The sequence below is a fragment of the Streptomyces viridochromogenes DSM 40736 genome (genome assembly GCF_000158955.1).
Taxonomy (GTDB): Bacteria; Actinomycetota; Actinomycetes; order Streptomycetales; family Streptomycetaceae; genus Streptomyces; species Streptomyces venetus.
In genome coordinates, this window is record NZ_GG657757.1 from 4,928,171 (window position 1) to 4,946,518 (window position 18,348).

At 70.7% G+C, this 18,348-nt stretch carries 18 protein-coding genes; 9 read left to right on the forward strand and 9 right to left on the reverse strand.

The window, feature by feature from the left end; all coding sequences use genetic code 11:
* The first annotated feature begins 50 nt into the window (after window positions 1-50).
* A complete protein-coding gene (locus tag SSQG_RS40670; protein ID WP_158681081.1) occupies window positions 51-224 on the forward strand; it encodes a linaridin family RiPP in 174 nt (57 codons plus the stop codon).
* A gap of 180 nt (window positions 225-404) precedes the next feature.
* Complete coding sequence (locus tag SSQG_RS21695) at window positions 405-1,244, forward strand: hypothetical protein (RefSeq protein WP_244299212.1); 840 nt, start codon at window positions 405-407, stop codon at window positions 1,242-1,244.
* An 82-nt stretch (window positions 1,245-1,326) separates the two neighbouring features.
* Here the strand turns inward: SSQG_RS21695 and SSQG_RS21700 are convergent, their stop codons facing one another.
* Window positions 1,327-1,701 (reverse strand): YbjQ family protein, encoded by a 375-nt coding sequence (locus SSQG_RS21700; protein WP_003991982.1) that lies wholly within the window; start codon window positions 1,699-1,701, stop codon window positions 1,327-1,329.
* 136 nt (window positions 1,702-1,837) lie between these two features.
* On the opposite strand from SSQG_RS21700, the gene SSQG_RS21705 reads away from it, so the two are divergent.
* Window positions 1,838-2,710, forward strand: coding sequence for a DedA family protein (locus SSQG_RS21705; RefSeq protein WP_003991983.1), 873 nt, complete (start codon window positions 1,838-1,840; stop codon window positions 2,708-2,710).
* A 137-nt stretch (window positions 2,711-2,847) separates the two neighbouring features.
* Here the strand turns inward: SSQG_RS21705 and SSQG_RS21710 are convergent, their stop codons facing one another.
* On the reverse strand, window positions 2,848-4,545 hold the full coding sequence (locus tag SSQG_RS21710) for a threonine/serine ThrE exporter family protein (RefSeq protein WP_003991984.1): 1,698 nt from the start codon (window positions 4,543-4,545) through the stop codon (window positions 2,848-2,850).
* 122 nt (window positions 4,546-4,667) lie between these two features.
* A complete protein-coding gene (locus tag SSQG_RS21715; protein WP_003991985.1) occupies window positions 4,668-5,159 on the reverse strand; it encodes an inorganic diphosphatase in 492 nt (163 codons plus the stop codon).
* A gap of 79 nt (window positions 5,160-5,238) precedes the next feature.
* Between SSQG_RS21715 and dacB the strand changes: the two genes are divergently transcribed.
* The 6 genes from dacB (at window position 5,239) to folE (ending at window position 12,998) form a co-directional block, all read left to right on the forward strand.
* Window positions 5,239-6,819, forward strand: coding sequence for a D-alanyl-D-alanine carboxypeptidase/D-alanyl-D-alanine endopeptidase (gene dacB, locus SSQG_RS21720; protein WP_039933344.1), 1,581 nt, complete (start codon window positions 5,239-5,241; stop codon window positions 6,817-6,819).
* A gap of 194 nt (window positions 6,820-7,013) precedes the next feature.
* A complete protein-coding gene (locus SSQG_RS21725) occupies window positions 7,014-8,141 on the forward strand; it encodes a zinc-dependent metalloprotease (protein ID WP_003991987.1) in 1,128 nt (375 codons plus the stop codon).
* Between the two features lie 195 nt (window positions 8,142-8,336).
* Window positions 8,337-9,413, forward strand: coding sequence for a tRNA lysidine(34) synthetase TilS (gene tilS, locus SSQG_RS21730; RefSeq protein WP_003991988.1), 1,077 nt, complete (start codon window positions 8,337-8,339; stop codon window positions 9,411-9,413).
* Window positions 9,414-9,473: 60 nt separating this feature from the next.
* The gene (gene hpt, locus SSQG_RS21735; RefSeq protein ID WP_039933346.1) at window positions 9,474-10,034 is read left to right on the forward strand and encodes a hypoxanthine phosphoribosyltransferase; all 561 of its coding nucleotides are present in this window, start codon (window positions 9,474-9,476) and stop codon (window positions 10,032-10,034) included.
* A gap of 185 nt (window positions 10,035-10,219) precedes the next feature.
* The gene (gene ftsH, locus SSQG_RS21740) at window positions 10,220-12,262 is read left to right on the forward strand and encodes an ATP-dependent zinc metalloprotease FtsH (protein ID WP_039933347.1); all 2,043 of its coding nucleotides are present in this window, start codon (window positions 10,220-10,222) and stop codon (window positions 12,260-12,262) included.
* A gap of 130 nt (window positions 12,263-12,392) precedes the next feature.
* Window positions 12,393-12,998: a GTP cyclohydrolase I FolE gene (gene folE, locus SSQG_RS21745; RefSeq protein ID WP_003991990.1), complete on the forward strand. Its 606-nt coding sequence runs from the start codon at window positions 12,393-12,395 to the stop codon at window positions 12,996-12,998.
* 114 nt (window positions 12,999-13,112) lie between these two features.
* On the opposite strand, the gene SSQG_RS21750 is transcribed toward folE, so the two are convergent.
* The 6 genes from SSQG_RS21750 to SSQG_RS21775 form a co-directional block, all read right to left on the reverse strand.
* Window positions 13,113-13,601, reverse strand: coding sequence for a DUF3180 domain-containing protein (locus SSQG_RS21750; protein ID WP_003991991.1), 489 nt, complete (start codon window positions 13,599-13,601; stop codon window positions 13,113-13,115).
* A gap of 62 nt (window positions 13,602-13,663) precedes the next feature.
* Window positions 13,664-14,275 carry a 2-amino-4-hydroxy-6-hydroxymethyldihydropteridine diphosphokinase gene (gene folK / locus SSQG_RS21755; protein WP_003991992.1) on the reverse strand — a complete coding sequence of 204 codons (612 nt, stop codon included), beginning with the start codon at window positions 14,273-14,275 and terminating at the stop codon, window positions 13,664-13,666.
* Complete coding sequence (gene folB, locus SSQG_RS21760; RefSeq protein WP_039933349.1) at window positions 14,272-14,631, reverse strand: dihydroneopterin aldolase; 360 nt, start codon at window positions 14,629-14,631, stop codon at window positions 14,272-14,274. The genes folK and folB overlap by 4 nt, the downstream gene beginning before the upstream one ends.
* Before the next feature lie 295 nt (window positions 14,632-14,926).
* Window positions 14,927-15,430, reverse strand: a complete 504-nt coding sequence (locus SSQG_RS21765) for a nuclear transport factor 2 family protein (RefSeq protein ID WP_003991994.1) — start codon at window positions 15,428-15,430, stop codon at window positions 14,927-14,929.
* Complete coding sequence (folP, locus tag SSQG_RS21770) at window positions 15,427-16,317, reverse strand: dihydropteroate synthase (RefSeq protein WP_003991995.1); 891 nt, start codon at window positions 16,315-16,317, stop codon at window positions 15,427-15,429. The genes SSQG_RS21765 and folP overlap by 4 nt, the downstream gene beginning before the upstream one ends.
* 62 nt (window positions 16,318-16,379) lie before the next feature.
* Complete coding sequence (locus SSQG_RS21775; protein ID WP_039933351.1) at window positions 16,380-18,224, reverse strand: phosphatidylglycerol lysyltransferase domain-containing protein; 1,845 nt, start codon at window positions 18,222-18,224, stop codon at window positions 16,380-16,382.
* Window positions 18,225-18,348 lie beyond the last annotated feature (124 nt).

Consider the following 18,348-nt stretch of genomic DNA (forward strand, 5'->3'; position numbering starts at 1 on the left):
GAGAACTCGCTCTGCGAATTACTGACAGAAAGAGGACAACAATGTCTGTTGTGGCTGATTTCGCCAACACCGAGCTGGCCGACGTGACCCCGGGCCGTATCGGCAACGACGCGACCCCGACCATGCTCACCCCGCTGGCCGCCCTCGCCACCCCGGAGGGTGTCGCGGTCACCGCCGCGACCGCTTACGCGCTGAACGAGGTCACGAACGACCTCGCCGGCTGAACAACGGGCCGGCAGGCGATGCTGACCGGCATCGCTAGCTCCGTTTGACGAAAGCGGCGGCACGGTACGCCCGATACGCATACCGTGCCGCCGTTTGCCGTATCCACCGTACTCGCATCACACCAACGGGAGCACCTATCCATGTTCCTCAGCGCTCCACCCGAGGTCACGGCACGCCGAGTGGCTTCGCTGGGTACGCTGGTCTCCGCACTGGAAATGCTGAGCCAGACGCGTAAGTTCGAAGAGGGCGAAATGCTGAGCGGCCAACTGGCCAACATGCGCCCCAAGTTCGCCAAACGCTTTCCCCGGCTGACGCGCGCCCTCGAGTCCAAGAAGGCGGCGGTCGCCCTGTACGGGGTACAGGCGGGTGCCTCCGCCGCCACGCTGATCTGGGCCCACAAGCGCGGAGTGCGCACGGCCGGCAGTGCCGTCCTGGCGGTGACGGGCGCGGCCGGGCGGCTGCGCACCCCCTTCGGCGGGGACGGCGCCGACCAGCTCCAGCAAGTGATCAACGTCGTCCTCGCCTCGACCGGCACCTTCAAGGACGGCGAGAAGGCCCGCGACGTGGCGATGCGCGCGCTGGCGCTGGAGACGACCATCTCCTACGTCGCGTCCGGCGTGGTCAAGCTCGTGTCCCCGGTGTGGCTCAGCGGAGAGGCGTTCAGCGGAGTCATCCGCACGCGCAACTACGGTGATCAGCGCGTCTACCGGCTGGTGCACGAGTACCCCACGGTCGGCAAGCTCGTGACCTGGGGAACGATCGCGGCGGAGGTCTCCTTCCCGCTGGTCTTCGTCCTGCCCAAGCCCGCGGCGAAGGCGTTCCTCGGCTCGATGACGCTGTTCCACCTCGGCATCGGGCAGTTCATGGGCCTCAACCGCTTCGTGCTGGCCTTCGGCGCCACCCACCCGGCGCTCCTCTACGTCTTCGGCGAGAGCGACAAGCGGGCGGCCGAGCGGGCGGCCGAGCTGGCCGGAAAGACCCTCGCGGCCATCGCCCCCGTGGCGGCCTCCGCCAGGTGACACCCGCGTACGGGCGAGTGCGGCGAGCCGGATTCCCACGGAGTGCACGGTGGGGCTCCGGCCACCGCCGAAGACGCCCCGGTCACTCCGTGTGCACGGGCTCGATCACCACGGCCGTACCGTAGGCGCACACCTCCGTGCCCACGTCCGCCGCCTCGGTCACGTCGAAGCGGAACGCGAGCACACCATTGGCACCACGCGCGCGTGCCTGCTCGACGAGCCGCTCCATGGCCTGGTTGCGGGTCTGCACGAGGGTCTTGGTCAGCCCGCGCAGCTCACCGCCGACCATCGACTTCAGCCCGGCGCCGATCTGGCTCCCCAGGTGCCGGGAGCGCACGGTCAGGCCGAAGACCTCACCGACCACCTCCCGCACGCGATAGCCGGGTACGTCGTTCGTGGTGACGACGAGGACGTCGGGCCGGGGGCCCTGTCCGCCGCCGTATTCATCGATGCCCATGGTTCACAGCTTTGACCGGGACCGCGCACAGTGCATCCTGAGTACGCCCGTGGAACCTGGGCCATGACGGCTGCGTTGATACTTTGAAGCAGTCAGCCCCAGCCCGTATCCCCCCAGCAGCAGGAGCCACATCCCCGTGACCACGCTTGCGCTCGGCCCCGAGTGGCTCAGCCCGGACTACCTGATCTCCACGTTCAGCCTGCCCGGGATCCTGCTCATCGTCTTCGCCGAGTCGGGACTCTTCGCGTTCCTGCCCGGCGACTCCCTGCTGTTCACCGCGGGCCTCTTCGTGGCCGAGGGCACCTACATCACCCAGCCGCTGTGGCTGGTCTGCATGCTGATCGTGCTTGCCGCCGTCATCGGTGACCAGGTCGGCTACATGATCGGCAAGTTCCTGGGCCCGAAGCTCTTCAGCCGTCCGAACTCCAAGCTCTTCAAGCAGGAGAACCTGGACAAGGCCCACGAGTTCATGGAGAAGTACGGCCCCAAGGCGATCGTCCTGGCCCGCTTCGTCCCCATCGTGCGCACCTTCGCCCCCATCGTGGCCGGCGCCGGCCGCATGAAGTACCGCACGTTCCTCACGTACAACGTCATCGGCGGCATCGCCTGGGGCACCGGCGTCACCCTCGCGGGCTACTGGCTCGGCCAGATCGACGTCATCAAGAAGAACGTCGAGGCGATCCTCGTCCTGATCGTCCTGCTCTCCGTCGTCCCGATCATCATCGAGTACCTCCGCGAACGCTCGAAGAAGAAGCGCGCGGCGGCCGAGGCCCCGGCACAGTCGCAGCAGCCCCCCGCCATGGACGACGCCACGACCCAGCTCCGCCGCATCACCCCGGACGACCAGCCGCCCCACCAGCACCACCAGCACCAGCAGCCCCAGCAGCCCTACGGCGGCCAGAACGGCTACGACGACCAGCAGTACTACAACCAGTACCCCCAGTCCCCGGGCTACGGCCAACAGCAGCAGTACGGCACCCAGCAGGGCCCTTACAACAACGGCTACTGAAAGCGACCTGCTCGTTTCTTGGGGGCGCGGGGCTGGATGTGCGGCTCCGCCGCGTGGGCGCGACAAGCCACCGACAACACGCAGCCGCCGTCGGTCGCAATCCCCGCCCCCCAGTAGGCACGAGTAGGCCCGCGGAGCTAGAACCCCCTGGTCCGCTTGGCGGCCCGCCGCTTCTCCGCAGACCCGATCCGCAGGAACATCCGCGAGATCTCGGACCCCAGATTCACCCCGATGGCGATAGCCATGGCCAGAGCCACCGCGCTGGACAGCGACACCAGCCCCTCGTCCACCTTGCTCTGCGCGATCGCCAGCAGACCGAAGTACGTGGCGGAACCCGGCAGCAGCGGTCCGATCGCCGCGGTCGTGTAGGGCAGGGCGGAGGCGAACTGGTACCGGGACAGCAACTGCCCGAACAACCCCACCAGTCCCGCGGCCGCCGCGGTGGACGCCACCGGCGAGATGCCCCCGGCGTAGTGCATCGCCCCGTAGACGACCCAGGCGACACCCCCGTTCAGCGTCACCCACACCACGGTGGAACGTTCCTGCTGCAGCAGCACCGCGAACGCCAGCGACAGCAGCATCGACGCACCGATCATCAGCACCGGTTCGTCGGAGGCCCCGAGCGCCGCGTCCGGGTTCAGCCGCGCCCCCAGCTGCACACCGAAGTACAGCACCAGCAGCACACCCGCGACGATGCCCACGAAGAAGTACAGGACCTCCAGCAGACGCGCCGACGCGGTGATGTAGAAGCCGGTCAGCCCGTCCTGCACGCCCGCCACCAGCGCCCGCCCGGGCAGCAGCGCGAACAGTCCACCGGTGATGACCGCGGAGGCCTTCACATCGACGTGGCCCACCGTCAGCGCGACCCCGATCGCGGCCGGCGGCATCGCGGCCACCGTGAACTGGTAGAACTCCGGCAGCCCGCGCCCGGCGCACAACCACGCCAGCCGGTCGCCGAGCATCGCGCCGAGCGCCGCCGCCACGAACACGAGCAGGTCACCGCCGACCAGCACGGAGGCCGCACCCGCCAGCGCCCCGCTCGCCACGGTCAGCGCCCAGCCGGGATAGGGGTGCCGGTTACGGCGGATCTCCGCCAGCCGCCGGTAGGCCTCCTCCAGGGAGACCGCCGTCTCGTCGTCGCTGAGGTCGTCCACCAGCTGGTACACGGCCGCCAGCCGCGTGTAGTCGGTGCCCCGGCGCCGCACGGTCCGGGACGCCGTGACCGGGTCGTCGACGAGGGACGGCTGGTACGAGACCGCCAGCAGCGTGAAGGTGACGTTGGGCTCGCAGCGGTCCAGACCGTACGACCGGCAGACGGCGAACATCGCCGCCTCCACGTCCTCGGCGCCCTCACCGCCCGCCAGCAGCAACTCGCCGATACGCAGCGTCAGGTCGAGCACGCGCGGCACGGCGGGCCCCGCCTCGTCGGTGTGCCGCTGCACCGGCTCCGGCGCCGGCCGCTCCGCCACCGGCATGCGCAGCATGGTGCGCATCCGGTCCTGCCAGGGCACGTCCTTGGTCAGACTGACCACGGGGATCCCGCTCGGCGGCGTGAACGCCGACGGCGCGTACTTCGAGCTGTACGTGTTCGGCGGTGTGAACGCCGAGCCCTCGGACTCCGCCGGGGGCGCGTGCGACACATCCAGCCCGTCCGGCACGGCGAACTCGGATGTCGTCTCGGACTCCGAGACGGCCCCCCTGTGGAGGGCGAGCCCCTCGGGGATCGCGAACTCCGAGGTGGTCGACATGTCCCCGTCGACGGCGGTCCCGGCCGGAGGCAGGAACCCACTCCTCGCCTCGTCCGACTTCGGCTTGCGGTCCTCCGCGTCCGTCACTGCCTGGTGCTCCCTGTACGACACGTCGGCCTCGTACCCCCCACTGCCTCAGTATGCGCACACACGGACGAACGGGCCGCACGCGCACGCGTGCGGCCCATCGGCATCAGGGGAGGGGGAGGTCAGTGGCCGCCCTGCTCCTTGAAGCGCTTGTAGGACCGCTCGATCTCGGCCTCCGCGTCCGTACGGCCCACCCAGTTGGCGCCCTCGACCGACTTGCCGGGCTCCAGGTCCTTGTAGACCTCGAAGAAGTGCTGGATCTCCAGGCGGTCGAACTCCGACACGTGGTGGATGTCCCGCAGGTGCTCCACACGCGGGTCGTGCGCCGGCACGCACAGCAGCTTGTCGTCGCCACCGGCCTCGTCCGTCATACGGAACATGCCGATCGCACGGCACTGGATGAGGCAGCCCGGGAAGGTCGGCTCGTCCAGGATGACCAGCGCGTCCAGCGGGTCGCCGTCCTCGCCGAGGGTGTTCTCGACGAAGCCGTAGTCGGCCGGGTAGCTGGTCGAGGTGAAGAGGCGACGGTCCAGGCGGATCCGACCGGTCTCGTGGTCCACCTCGTACTTGTTGCGCGAACCCTTCGGAATCTCGATCGTGACGTCGAACTCCACCGGTGGCTCCTCCATGATCAACACATAGTTCTGGTGGTTAAGTGTCCCTCACGCAGCTGTGTGATCGCGAAAGGGGCTGGTGGTCGTGCCAGAGCTGAGGCCTTGGCGGGCCGCGAGACCGCACGTGGTGCGGATCGCGGACGCCGTACGACCGCGGCTGGCCCGGGCCGCCGCAGCCGCGAAACCACGGATCGCGCGGCTCGCACGGGCCGGGAAACCGCAGGTCGCGCGGGTCACGCGGCCGAAGACCTGGCAGTACGCCGCAGGCGCCGCCACCGCCGGGCTGGCACTGGCCGCCGGTGTGGTGACCGCCACCGGTCCCTGGGACTCCTCGGGTCAGCGTACGGCCGAGCGGGACCGGGCCGCCGCCCTCGGCCGCGTGGGTGGCACAGATCACGGCCGGGCTCCCGGCGCACCCGCGCAGCCCCGGCCCGCCCCCAGCGCCGGGCCGGTGCTGACCGGCCTCGGCGGCATCAGCACCGTCAAGTCCGCCCCGGACGGCAAGGCCCTCGCGCAGGCTCTGACGCCCCTGCTGAAGGACCCGGCGCTCGGCACGCGCCCCGCCGCGTCGGTCGTGGACGTCACGACCGGCAGGAGCCTGTACGGCACGGACCAGGACGCCGCGCTCACCCCGGCCTCGACGACGAAGATCGCCACGGCCGTCGCCGCGCTGTCCGCGATGGGAGCCGACCACCGCCTCACCACCCGCGCCGCCCTGGAACCGGACACGAAGGAAGTCGTCCTGGTCGGCGGCGGCGACCCCACCCTCACCGCCCGCGAGGCCGCCGGCGGGTGGGCCAGCCTCCGCGTCCTGGCCGACAAGACGGCCGCCGCCCTGGCCCAGCGCGGCGTCCGCGAGGTGACGCTCTCCTACGACACGACCCTCTACGCGGGCACCGAAATGCACCCGATCGGGGTCAACCCCAACCTCGCCCCCCTCAGCCCCCTGATGGCCGACGAGGGCCGCACGAACGACTCGACCAGCGGCCCGGCAGACCGCGTGGAGGACCCGGCGGCGGACGCGGCCCACCGCTTCGGCGACCTCCTCAAGTCCCGCGGCGTCAAGGCCACGGCCCCGGGCCCGTCGAAGGCCACGACCCGCGCGAAGACACTCGCGGCGGTCTCCTCGCCCCCGCTGTCCGCCCTGGTCGAACGCATGCTGACCGACAGCGACAACGACATCGCGGAGGCCCTGGCCCGCCAGACGGCGCTCGCCTCGGGCGACCGCGCCGACTTCGCCGGAGCCGGCCGGGCGATCAGCGCCCGGCTCCGCAAGCTCGGCCTCCCGCTCGACGGCTCCTCCTTCAAGGACGGCAGCGGCCTCGACCGCGCCGACCGGCTGACGCCGGACCTCCTCACCGCGCTCCTGACCAAGGCGGCCGACCCCGCCCACCCCGAACTCCGCCCGGCCCTCACCGGCCTGCCCGTCGCCGGCTTCACCGGCACCCTGACCAGCCGTTACACGGACGGAGCAGCCGGCGCGGTCCGCGCCAAGACAGGCACCCTCACCGGGGTCAACACCCTCGCGGGCACGGTGGTCGACCAGGACGGCCGCCTGCTGGCCTTCGCGTTCATGGCCAACGACACGACGAACCCGGAGGAGGCCCAGAAGGCCCTGGACAGAGCGGCGACGACCCTGTCGAACTGCGGCTGCCGCTAGCGGCCCGGCGCGCCACGCCCGCTCGCCGCACCCGCCCCGCCGTGAGCCGGCCGCCGCGCCCCGCCGTGGGCAGTCGTGCCGCCGGGGCGGCACGGGTGGGCACGGCACACCACGCCGAGCACCCGCAACCGACCTCGACGTATCCCACCCTCGTCGCCCTGCCCCACCGGCGAGAGCTCACGTACGGTTGACGCATGACGAGCATCGGTGGTGCTTCAACCGGCATGGTCGACTGGAATCTCGCGGTCGCGACCGCGACCCGGCTCGTACGACCGGGCCCCGACGTCAGCCGCGACGAGGCGAGGGCCGTCGTCGCGGAACTGCGGCGGCACGCGAAGGCCTCGGAGGAACACGTCCGGGGCTTCACTCGTCTGGGCACGGAGGAGGGCCACGACACCCCCGTCCTGGTCGTCGACCGCCCCGGCTGGATCCGGGCCAACGTCGCCGGCTTCCGGGAGCTCCTCAGGCCCCTCCTCGACAAGATGCAGGAACGGCGCGGCAACACCCCCGGCGGCGCGGTCATGAGCGCCGTCGGCGGCAAGGTCACCGGCGTCGAGCTCGGCATGCTGCTGTCCTTCCTCGCCTCCCGCGTCCTCGGCCAGTACGAGACCTTCGCCCCGGCCACCCGCGACCTCCCGGCAGGCGGCAACGGCGGCGGCCGGCTCCTGCTCGTCGCCCCGAACATCGTGCACGTGGAGCGCGAACTCGACGTCGACCCGCACGACTTCAGGCTCTGGGTCTGCCTGCACGAGGAGACCCACCGCACCCAGTTCACGGCCGTGCCCTGGCTGCGGGACCACCTCGAGGGCGAGATCCAGGCGTTCCTGGAGGAGACCGACGTCGACCCCATGACCGTCCTGGAGCGCGTCCGGGAAGCCGCCCAGACGCTCGCCGGGGGCCGCCCCGAGGCCGAGGAGGACGACGGCGGCCGCTCCCTCGTCGAGATCGTCCAGACGCCCGCCCAGCGCGAGATCCTCGGCCGCCTCACCGCCGTGATGTCCCTGCTGGAGGGCCACGCCGACTTCGTGATGGACGGAGTCGGCCCGGACGTCGTACCGACCGTCGGCGAGATCCGCGAGAAGTTCCAGCAGCGCCGCGCCAAGGGCGCCTCCCGCCTGGACCTGGCCCTGCGCAAACTGCTCGGCCTGGACGCCAAACTCCGCCAGTACCGGGACGGCGAGCGCTTCGTACGGGCCGTCGTCGACGAGGCCGGGATGGACGGCTTCAACCGCGTCTGGACCTCGCCCAACACCCTCCCCACCAAGGCGGAGATCGCCAAACCGGCGGACTGGATCGCGCGGGTGCATCGGCGGGCCGAGTAGTGAACGACGCGGGAAGGTCGTGAAGCGGAACCGGCAGACGGCAGGCGAACGCCCCTCCAATCACCCGTCCGAGGGACCGTGAGCGAGGGGTAGGCGTGCAATGCTCGGGGAACGGCCCGATTCTGTCACCATCTATACACTCTGCGTGACTGGCATCGGGTTCACCCCCCGAAAACTTCATGAAGGGAACCGGACATGGGTCCCCATCCTGCGGTCGCGGCGATACGCCTGGCGGTCCGCCGCGTCCTCCACGACCTCCTCACCGAACACCACGGCGCCACAGCCGCACTCCCGCACGCCCCCTCGCACGAGCCTCCCCCAAGCTCTCGGCCGCGCTCGAGCAGGGAGGTACCCCCACCCTCGCCGCTCGTGCTCGTGGCATGCTCCGGCGGCGCCGACTCCATGGCCCTGGCCTCCGCCCTCGCCTTCGAGGCCCCCAGACTCGGCATCCGCGCCGGCGGCGTGACCGTCGACCACGGCCTCCAGGCCGGCTCCGACGTACGCGCCGCGGAAGTCGTCCTGCGCCTGCGCGAACTCGGACTCGACCCCGTCGACTCCGTCACCGTGACCGTCGGCCGGTCGGGCGGCCCCGAGGCCGCCGCCCGCGACGCCCGCTACGCCGCCCTCGACACCGCGGCCGAACGCCACGGCGCCACCGCGGTCCTGCTCGGCCACACCCGCGACGACCAGGCCGAAACCGTCCTGCTGGGCCTGGCCCGCGGATCCGGCATCCGCTCCCTGTCCGGAATGGCCGCGGTCTCGGGGGCCGACGGCCGTTACCGGCGCCCCTTCCTGGAGCTCGACCGGCAGACCGCCCGCAAGGCCTGCATGGTCCAGTCCCTGCCCGTCTGGGACGACCCGCACAACGCCGACCCGGCCTACACCCGCTCCCGGCTCCGCCACGAGGGCCTGCCCGCCCTGGAGAAGGCCCTCGGCAAGGGCGTCGTCGAGGCCCTGGCGCGCACGGCCCGGCTCTCCCGCGACGACGCCGACGCCCTCGACAGCTGGGCCGACCAGGCCGAGGCCGGCGTCCGCGACGCCGCAGGCCTCCTGGAGTGCGCCAAGCTGTACGCCCTGCCGCCCGCCGTACGCCGCCGCGTCCTGCGCCGGGCCGCCATCGCCGCCGGTGCCCCCGCCGGCTCACTGTTCGCCCGCCACATCGAGGAAGTCGACCGGCTGATCACCGGCTGGCGCGGTCAGGGAGCCATCAACCTCCCCGGCAAGGTAGTGGCCCGGCGGCAGGGTGGCAGACTGGTGATTCGGCAAGGCTGAAACCACGGCCCCTCCGAGCAGTCGGTTGAGGGGCCGCTCGGCCAGGGACGACCGAAAGTGATGCGGGTGGACGCGAAAGACATGGGTGCCGACCTCCAGCAGGTGCTCATCACCAAAGAAGAGATCGACGCCAAGCTGGCCGAGCTGGCAGCGAAGATCGACGCGGAGTACGCGGGCAAGGACCTGCTGATCGTCGGCGTCCTCAAGGGCGCGGTGATGGTCATGGCCGACCTCGCCCGGGCGCTGTCCACCCCCGTCACCATGGACTGGATGGCCGTGTCCTCGTACGGGGCGGGCACCCAGTCCTCCGGTGTGGTGCGGATCCTCAAGGACCTCGACACCGACGTCAAGGGCAAGCACGTCCTCATCGTCGAGGACATCATCGACTCCGGCCTCACCCTGTCCTGGCTGATCTCCAACCTCGGCTCGCGCGAGCCCGCATCCCTCAAGGTGTGCACCCTGCTGCGCAAGCCCGATGCCGCCAAGGTCGCCATCGACGTGGAATGGGTCGGCTTCGACATCCCCAACGAATTCGTCGTGGGCTACGGCCTGGACTACGCCGAGAAGTACCGCAACCTCCCGTTCGTCGGTACGCTCGCGCCCCACGTGTACGGCGGCTGAACCCCGCCCGGGGTGCCGTGAACGTGATCGGGAACCCCAGCGCCCTTCCCGCCGTTGGAGCATGCGTAGACGGATCGCCAGCCGTCCCGCGCAGCTTCAGGTGACAATGCTGGGGTACCGTCCGAAGAACAGTCTTTATCAAACTCACTATGGCAGGAGGGACGGGGCGACATCGCTCCGTATGGATGGACGTGAAGCGATACTTCCGTGGGCCGGTCATGTGGATCGTGCTGGCCGTCCTTGCCGTGGTCGTGTTGATGCAGGTCGTCGGCTCGTCCGGCGGCTACAAGACGGTGGACACCGGCCAGGTCGTCCAGGCGATCAACCAGAACAAGGTGGAGTCGGCCAAGCTGACCACCGGTGACGAGCAGACCATCAAGGTCACGCTCAAGGACGGCGTAAAGGTCGACGGCAGCTCGAAGATCCAGGCGAGCTATATCGGCGACCAGGGCGTGGACATCGCCAACACGCTGCAGAACAAGTACCAGGACAAGCAGATCTCGGACGGCTACACGGTCTCGCCGTCCAAGCAGAACCCGTTCATCGGGATGCTGATCTCCTTCCTGCTGCCTCTGGTCCTCATCGTGGTCATCTTCCTGTTCCTGATGAACCAGATGCAGGGCGGCGGCTCCCGCGTCATGAACTTCGGGAAGTCCAAGGCGAAGCTCATCACCAAGGACACCCCTAAGACGACCTTCTCGGACGTCGCCGGGTCGGACGAGGCCGTCGAGGAGCTCCACGAGATCAAGGAGTTCCTCCAGGAGCCGGCCAAGTTCCAGGCCGTCGGCGCCAAGATCCCCAAGGGTGTGCTGCTGTACGGCCCGCCCGGCACCGGCAAGACCCTGCTCGCGCGTGCCGTCGCGGGCGAGGCGGGCGTGCCGTTCTACTCGATCTCCGGTTCCGACTTCGTCGAGATGTTCGTCGGTGTCGGTGCCTCCCGAGTCCGTGACCTCTTCGAGCAGGCCAAGGCGAACGCCCCGGCGATCGTCTTCGTCGACGAGATCGACGCGGTCGGCCGCCACCGCGGCGCCGGCCTCGGCGGTGGTCACGACGAGCGCGAGCAGACGCTGAACCAGCTGCTCGTCGAGATGGACGGCTTCGACGTCAAGGGCGGCGTGATCCTCATCGCCGCGACCAACCGGCCCGACATCCTCGACCCGGCGCTGCTGCGCCCCGGCCGCTTCGACCGGCAGATCGCCGTCGACCGCCCGGACATGCAGGGCCGTCTGGAGATCCTCAAGGTTCACCAGAAGGGCAAGCCGGTCGCGCCCGACGTCGACCTGTCGGCCATGGCCCGCCGTACGCCCGGCATGACGGGTGCCGATCTGGCCAACGTGCTGAACGAGGCCGCCCTGCTGACGGCCCGCAGCAACAAGAAGCTGATCGACAACCAGATGCTGGACGAGGCGATCGACCGTGTGGTCGCGGGCCCGCAGAAGCGGACCCGGATCATGTCGGACAAGGAGAAGAAGATCACCGCGTACCACGAGGGCGGACACGCCCTGGTCGCGGCGGCCTCCCCGAACTCCGATCCCGTCCACAAGATCACGATCCTGTCGAGAGGCCGCGCCCTCGGCTACACGATGGTGCTTCCGGACGAGGACAAGTACTCGACCACGCGTAACGAGATGCTCGACCAGCTCGCCTACATGCTGGGCGGCCGCGCGGCCGAGGAGCTCGTCTTCCACGACCCGACGACGGGTGCCGCCAACGACATCGAGAAGGCCACCGGCCTGGCTCGGGCCATGGTCACGCAGTACGGCATGACCGAGCGCCTCGGTGCGATCAAGTTCGGCGGGGACAACACCGAGCCCTTCCTCGGACGTGAGATGGCTCACCAGCGCGACTACTCGGAAGAGGTCGCCGCGCTGGTCGACGAAGAGGTCAAGAAGCTCATCGAGACCGCGCACAACGAGGCGTGGGAGATCCTGGTCGAGAACCGCGACGTCCTCGACAACCTGGTGCTGCAGCTGCTGGAGAAGGAGACGCTGGGCAAGGAGGAGATCGCCGAGATCTTCGCCCCGATCGTCAAGCGTCCGCCCAGGCCCGCCTGGACCGGCTCCTCCCGCCGCACGCCGTCCACCCGTCCGCCGGTCCTCTCCCCCAAGGAGCTGGCCCTGACGAACGGGGCGAACGGCGCGTCGCCGGCGATCAGCACCGCGAAGAGCACCGCGGCGGAGCCCACCCCGGCGCCCGAGCACGCCCCGGAGGAACGCCCCGAGAGCTGACCATCGCTCTCCCGGCGCCCCCACCGGGCCCGGAATGAAAGCCGCGCCCCCCAGGTTTTAGCCTGGGGGGCGCGGCTTTCCGCCATTCCCGCAGGCCGCCCCCGTGATGGACACAGGAACGAGGCACCAGATGACCGACCCCGTGACGCTGGACGGCGAGGGCCAGATCGGCGAGTTCGACGAGAAGCGGGCCGAGAACGCCGTCCGCGAACTGCTGATCGCGGTCGGCGAGGACCCCAACCGCGAGGGTCTCCGGGAGACGCCGGCGCGGGTGGCGCGGGCATACCGTGAGCTCCTGGCCGGGCTTCGCCAGGAGCCTGAGGATGTCCTGACGACTACGTTCGACCTTGGGCATGACGAGATGGTCCTGGTCAAGGACATCGAAATCGTGTCTCTGTGCGAACATCACTTGCTGCCGTTCCACGGCGTGGCTCACGTCGGCTACATCCCGGCGGAGACGGGCAAGATCACCGGCCTCTCGAAGCTGGCACGTCTCGTCGAGGTGTTCGCCCGGCGGCCGCAGGTGCAGGAACGACTCACCACGCAGATCGCCGACTCCCTCATGAAGATCCTCGAGGCACGGGGCGCGATCGTCGTCATCGAGGCGGAGCACATGTGCATGTCCGTGCGCGGCATCCGCAAGCCGGGGGCCAAGACCACGACATCGGCGGTCCGCGGCCAGCTCCGGGACGCTACGACGCGTGCCGAGGCGATGAGCCTGATACTGGCGCGCTGACCCGATTGTCAGTGGTGCCCGACATCGTCCTTGGGAACGGCTGACGATCAAGCCGGGATACGAATTCGGTTACCTGGTCGGAGCTACGTGCTCGGACGGCACGGTCGGTACGGGTCACGTCGTAGGGGCCGTGCCCGCGTTGTTGTGTTCGTCGTCGTCGGGGAGTTTGCAGACTCGTTCCAGGAAGATGGCCGCCGCTATGACGGCGATGCCTGTGAGGACGGAGACGCCGGCGTAGATGGCCTGGTCGCGGCGGGCGGGGATCTCCAGGTACTCCAGGAGGAAGACGCCGGTGCCGCCGTACATCCCGGCGACGAGGGCCGCGACCAGGGCGCTGGCATGGCCGAAGACGACCGCGCGGGCCGCCATCATGGGGTCGACGCCCTTGGCGTCCGGCTGCCGCTCGCGCTGGGCCTTCAGGCGGGCGCGCAGCGAGAGCGCCGTGGCCAGCAGGATCACGGCGATCGCGGCGAGGACGATGGGGGCGGCCATGGGCACGCCGGGCAGGGTCCCGACCGCGTTCCACAGGCGGGCGCCGGCCCAGGACAGGACCCCGGCCACGACGAACACGCCGGCCAGGACCCTGATGCGCAGCTCTTTCACGGTGTCCCTTCGGTTCCCCCCCCGGCTCCGGCCCCGTGCCGCGGCCGTCTTGACCTTAACGGCTATTCGGGCAGCCGGAGTTCCAGGTCCCCGCGGGGCGCCACGCCTTCACGGGTGACGGCGTCCAGCAGACCGGCGACGGGGCCGCGGCCGGGCAACTGCGCCTCGGGGTCCAGATCGTGCCAGGGGGCCAGGACGAAGGCCCGCTCGTGGGCGCGGGGGTGGGGGAGTGTGAGCTGCGGGTCGTCGGAGACGACGTCCGCGTACGACACGATGTCGACGTCCAGGGTGCGCGGGCCCCAGTGTTCGTCTCGGACGCGGTGGAAGGCCTCCTCGACCGCGTGCGCGCGCTCCAGGAGCGAGGACGGCGGGAGGGTGGTCTTCAGGACGACGACCGCGTTGAAGTAGGCGGGCTGGCTGCCGGGGTCCACGCCCCACGGTTCGGTCTCGTACACGGGGGAGACGCCCTTGATGCGGACGCCGGGGGTGTCCTCCAGGGCGTCGATGGCTCCCTGGAGGGTCTCCAGGCGGTTGCCGAGGTTGGAGCCGAGCGCGACGACCGCCCGTTTCGGGTTGGACAGCGTGGTGTCGGCGGCGTCGACCTTGTCGACGACGGAGGCGGGTACCGGCTGTACGGTCGGGTCGCTGGGACCCTTGATGAACGGTGCAGTCATACTCGGCTCCGGATGATGGTGACGGTCACGTCGTCGAAGGGGACCGTGATCGGGGCGTCCGGCTTGTGGACGCACACCTCGACCTGCTGGACCCCGTCGTGCTTCAGGCATACCTGGGCGATGCGCTCGGCGAGCGTCTCGATGAGGTTGACGGGCTCGCCCTGGACGACGGCCACGACTTCCTCCGCCACGATGCCGTAGTGCACGGTCTTCGCCAGGTCGTCGTCGGCCGCGGCCGGCCGGGTGTCCAGGCCGAGGACGAGGTCCACGATGAAGGTCTGGCCCTCCTCGCGCTCCCTCGGGAACACACCGTGGTGCCCGCGGGCCTTCAGGCCGCGCAGCGCGACACGATCCACGCGAATCACTCCTGCAATCGTCGGTCACGGCCGGGCGGTGCCGTGTGCGGGCGGCACACCGGCCTCGGTCGAATCTACCTGCGAGCCCGGACGGGGCCGGGCCACGGGGGGTGTGGGCCCGGGCCGGGCCCGGAAGGATTCATCCAGCGTTTCCCCTGGCGAACCCGGCGGCTCATGGGTTGGTAGCCGCCCATACCCGGAGGTCCGTGATTCCAACCACTTCTTGGTCCTCACGGGCGGGCCGCTCCGGCCTCCGTTCCCGGCTCCGGAGGGCTCTTGTCAGGCGACTACCCAGTCAGGAGGGGGTCTCGTCCCCCTCCTCCTCGTCGTTTTCGGCCAGAACGGGGGAAGCGTGGTGCGACCAGAGCTTCCACCCCTGGGGCGTGCGCCGGAACACATTGGTGGCGACCACGAGCTGTCCGACGAGCGGGCCGAGCTCCTCGTCGCCCTTGGGGGCGGGGCCGCCGCTGAGGATGTTCTCCGTACAGGTGACCAGGGCGGTGTCGCCGGTGACGGAGACGTGCACGTCGGTCAGGAAGAACTGGATGTAGTCGGTGTTCGCCATGATCAGCGCGTAGGAGCGCAGGACCTCGCCGCGGCCGGTGAGCACGGGCCAGCCGGGGTGCACGCAGGAGACCACGCCGGAGTCGGCCGGGTCGTGGTACTCCTCGTCGACGCCCAGGTCGGAGGGGGTCAGCCAGAGGGACGCCAGTTCCTCGAAGTCGCCCTGTTCCAGCGCCTCGTAGAAGGCGGTGTTGGCGGCCTCGACCTGCTCGACGTCGGTGTGTGGGGCGCTCACCGGGCTCCTTCTGCGCCGGGGTGAGCCGCCCGCGCCGTTTCGATGGCATGGGCGACCCGTACCGCGTCCGCTGTGGCGCGCACCTCGTGCACCCGTACCGCCCACGCGCCGGCGTGCGCCGCGAGCGCGGAGACGGCGGCGGTGGCGGCGTCGCGTTCGCGTGCGGGCGGGGGAGGGCCGTCCGGGCCGGCGAGGACCCGGCCGAGGAACCGTTTGCGGGAGGCGGCGACGAGCAGGGGGTGGCCGAGGCCGAGTATCCGGTCGAGGCCGGCGAGGAGCGCGAGGTCGTGCCCGGCGTCCTTGGAGAAGCCGAGGCCGGGGTCGACGACGACGCGGTCGGGTGCGATGCCGCCCTCCAGTACGGCCTCCACGCGCGCGTGGAGCTCGTCGGCGACCTCGGTGACGACGTCCTGGTACACGCCCCTGACGTTGCCGCCCTGGAGGAAGCCGCGCCAGTGCATGACGACGAAGGGGGCGCCGGCGTCGGCGACGGCGGGGATCATGCGCGGGTCGGCGAGGCCGCCGCTGACGTCGTTGACGAGGGCGGCGCCCGCGGTGAGGGCCTGTGCGGCCACGGAGGCGCGCATGGTGTCGACGGAGACCGTGACGCCCTCGGAGGCCAGACCGCGGACGACGGGGATCACGCGGCGGAGCTCCTCGGACTCGTCCACCCGGGTGGCGCCGGGGCGGGTGGACTCGCCGCCGACATCGACGAGGTCCGCGCCCTCGGTGACCAGTTCCAGACCGCGTTTGACGGCGGCCGTGGTGTCGAAGAAGCGGCCGCCGTCGGAGAAGGAGTCGGGGGTGACGTTCACGACTCCCATGACCGCGCAGCGGTCCCATCCCGGCAGGCCCGCGACGCGCCCGCGTCCGCTCTGGTTGCTCATATGTTCAGCGTAGGCCCAGGGGGCGGCCGTCAGGCGCTGCGGCCCGGGCCGGTCCGGACCGCTCACGCCGCCCGGACGTTCCGCTCCGCCGTCGTGCCGTGGGCGCAGGGGCGGCGGCCGGCCGGGCGACGGCGGCGCAGGAGGCGCGGCAGGGGGAGGGCGAGGTTGACGAAGCCTTCGGCCTGCATGGCGGCGAAGCCGATGCGGGGCAGGTCGGCGGAGGCGCGGTAGACGACGAAGCGGGGTTCCCAGCGGGGCTGGAACTTGGCGTTGAACTTGTACAGCGATTCGATCTGGAACCAGCGGGAGAGGAAGACGAGCAGTCCGCGCCAGGCGCGCAGCACCGGGCCGGCGCCGATCTTCTCGCCGCGTGCCAGGGCCGCGCGGAACATGGCGAAGTTGAGGGAGACGCGTGTGATGCCGAGCTTGGGGGCGGCTTGGAGGGCGGCGACGATGAGCAGTTCGTTCATGCCCGGGTCGGCCGTGCGGTCGCGGCGCATGAGGTCCAGGGAGGCGCCGTCGGTGCCCCAGGGCACGAAGTGCAGGATCGCCTTCAGGTCGCCGTAGGGGCCGGGGTGGTCGTCCTGCTTGTGGGCGGTGGCGATGAGGCAGTCGCCGTCGGCGGGGTCGCCGACGCGGCCCAGTGCCATGGAGAAGCCGCGCTCGGTGTCGGTGCCGCGCCAGTCGTCGGCGGCGCCGCGGATGCGTTCCAGCTCGGCCTCGCCGAGGTCACGGACACGTCGTACCCGGGTTTCGTAACCGGCGCGCTCGATGCGCTTGACCATCTGGCGCACGTTGCGCATCGCGCGGCCGGCGAGTGAGAAATCCTTGACGTCCACCACCGCCTCGTCACCCAGTTCGAGGGCGTCGAGCCCGGTCTCGCGGGTCCACACCTCGCCGCCGGTCTCGGAGCAGCCCATGACGGCGGGGGTCCAGGAGTGGGCCTTGGCCTCGTCCATGAACTGTTCGATGGCGCCGGGCCAGGCCTCGACGTCGCCGATGGGGTCGCCGCTGGCGAGCATCACGCCGGAGACCACGCGGTACGTCACCGCGGCCTTGCCGCTGGGGGAGAAGACGACGGCCTTGTCGCGGCGCAGCGCGAAGTGGCCGAGGGAGTCGCGGCCGCCGTGCTTGTCGAGCAGGGCGCGCAGCCGGGCCTCGTCCTCCTCGGTGAGGTGCGCGGCGGGGTGTTCGGGGCGGAAGGCCAGGTAGATGGTGGTGACGGCGGTGAGCAGGCCGAGGGCGCCGAGCGAGAAGGCGACCGTCCACGAGGTGGTGCCCTGGTAGTCGACGGGCCCCTCGAAGCCGAACAGGCCGTAGACGACGTGGGCGATGCGGTCGGCCAGGCTCGGGTCGCCGACCATGCGCTCGCCCTGGACGCTGACGATGAGCAGGCCCAGCAGGAGCGAACCGGCGCTCATGAGGACGAAGTTGGCGAGCGCCCGCCAGCGGCTGCGCGGGTCGGGCAGCGCGTCGAACTGGTCGCGGTGGCGCAGCAGGGGCGCCAGCAGGGCCAGGGAGATCAGGACGCCCAGGATCGAGTGCCGGTAGGTGAACTGCGCGACGGCACCGGCCGGGAGCAGGGCCACGGCCGCCCGCCAGGCCCGGCGCTTGCCGCGTTTGAGGCCGTGGGCGAGCAGCAGCAACAGCACACCGGCGCTGAGGGACAGGGCGGCCGCGAACGGGCCGAACGCGCCCGGCAGCACCTCGGCAAGCGCGTGCATGCGGCTGTGCCGGAAGCGTGGGAAGACGCCCCCCGCGATGTCCAGGAGGCCCACGAGGGCGCACGCTCTGCCGACGAGGAGGGGGACGGCCTCGGGGCGTGGACCGCGCAGCAGCCGGCGCCCCCGGCTCACCCGGCCTGGACGAGCCGCGCCGTTGCCGCGACGCGGAACCTCACCCGACATTTCCTCATCTGTCCTGACAGACATCGCATCCCGTAGTTCTTGCGAGAGACCTTGGATCCGGTGCCGATTCGGGCATCCGGCGACATTGCGCCCTCTAGGACGGTGTCTCGGGGAGAGAGGTTCA

What these genes read in the sequence shown, in the direction of transcription:
- SSQG_RS21700 (WP_003991982.1), bottom strand. Translation starts at nt 1,701, where the DNA reads ATGGGCATCGATGAATACGGCGGCGGACAGGGCCCCCGGCCCGACGTC.
- SSQG_RS21725 (WP_003991987.1), top strand. Translation starts at nt 7,014, where the DNA reads ATGACGAGCATCGGTGGTGCTTCAACCGGCATGGTCGACTGGAATCTC.
- tilS (WP_003991988.1), top strand. Translation starts at nt 8,337, where the DNA reads ATGGGTCCCCATCCTGCGGTCGCGGCGATACGCCTGGCGGTCCGCCGC.
- hpt (WP_039933346.1), top strand. Translation starts at nt 9,474, where the DNA reads ATGCGGGTGGACGCGAAAGACATGGGTGCCGACCTCCAGCAGGTGCTC.
- ftsH (WP_039933347.1), top strand. Translation starts at nt 10,220, where the DNA reads ATGGACGTGAAGCGATACTTCCGTGGGCCGGTCATGTGGATCGTGCTG.
- folE (WP_003991990.1), top strand. Translation starts at nt 12,393, where the DNA reads ATGACCGACCCCGTGACGCTGGACGGCGAGGGCCAGATCGGCGAGTTC.
- folK (WP_003991992.1), bottom strand. Translation starts at nt 14,275, where the DNA reads ATGACTGCACCGTTCATCAAGGGTCCCAGCGACCCGACCGTACAGCCG.
- folP (WP_003991995.1), bottom strand. Translation starts at nt 16,317, where the DNA reads ATGAGCAACCAGAGCGGACGCGGGCGCGTCGCGGGCCTGCCGGGATGG.
- SSQG_RS21775 (WP_039933351.1), bottom strand. Translation starts at nt 18,224, where the DNA reads ATGTCGGGTGAGGTTCCGCGTCGCGGCAACGGCGCGGCTCGTCCAGGC.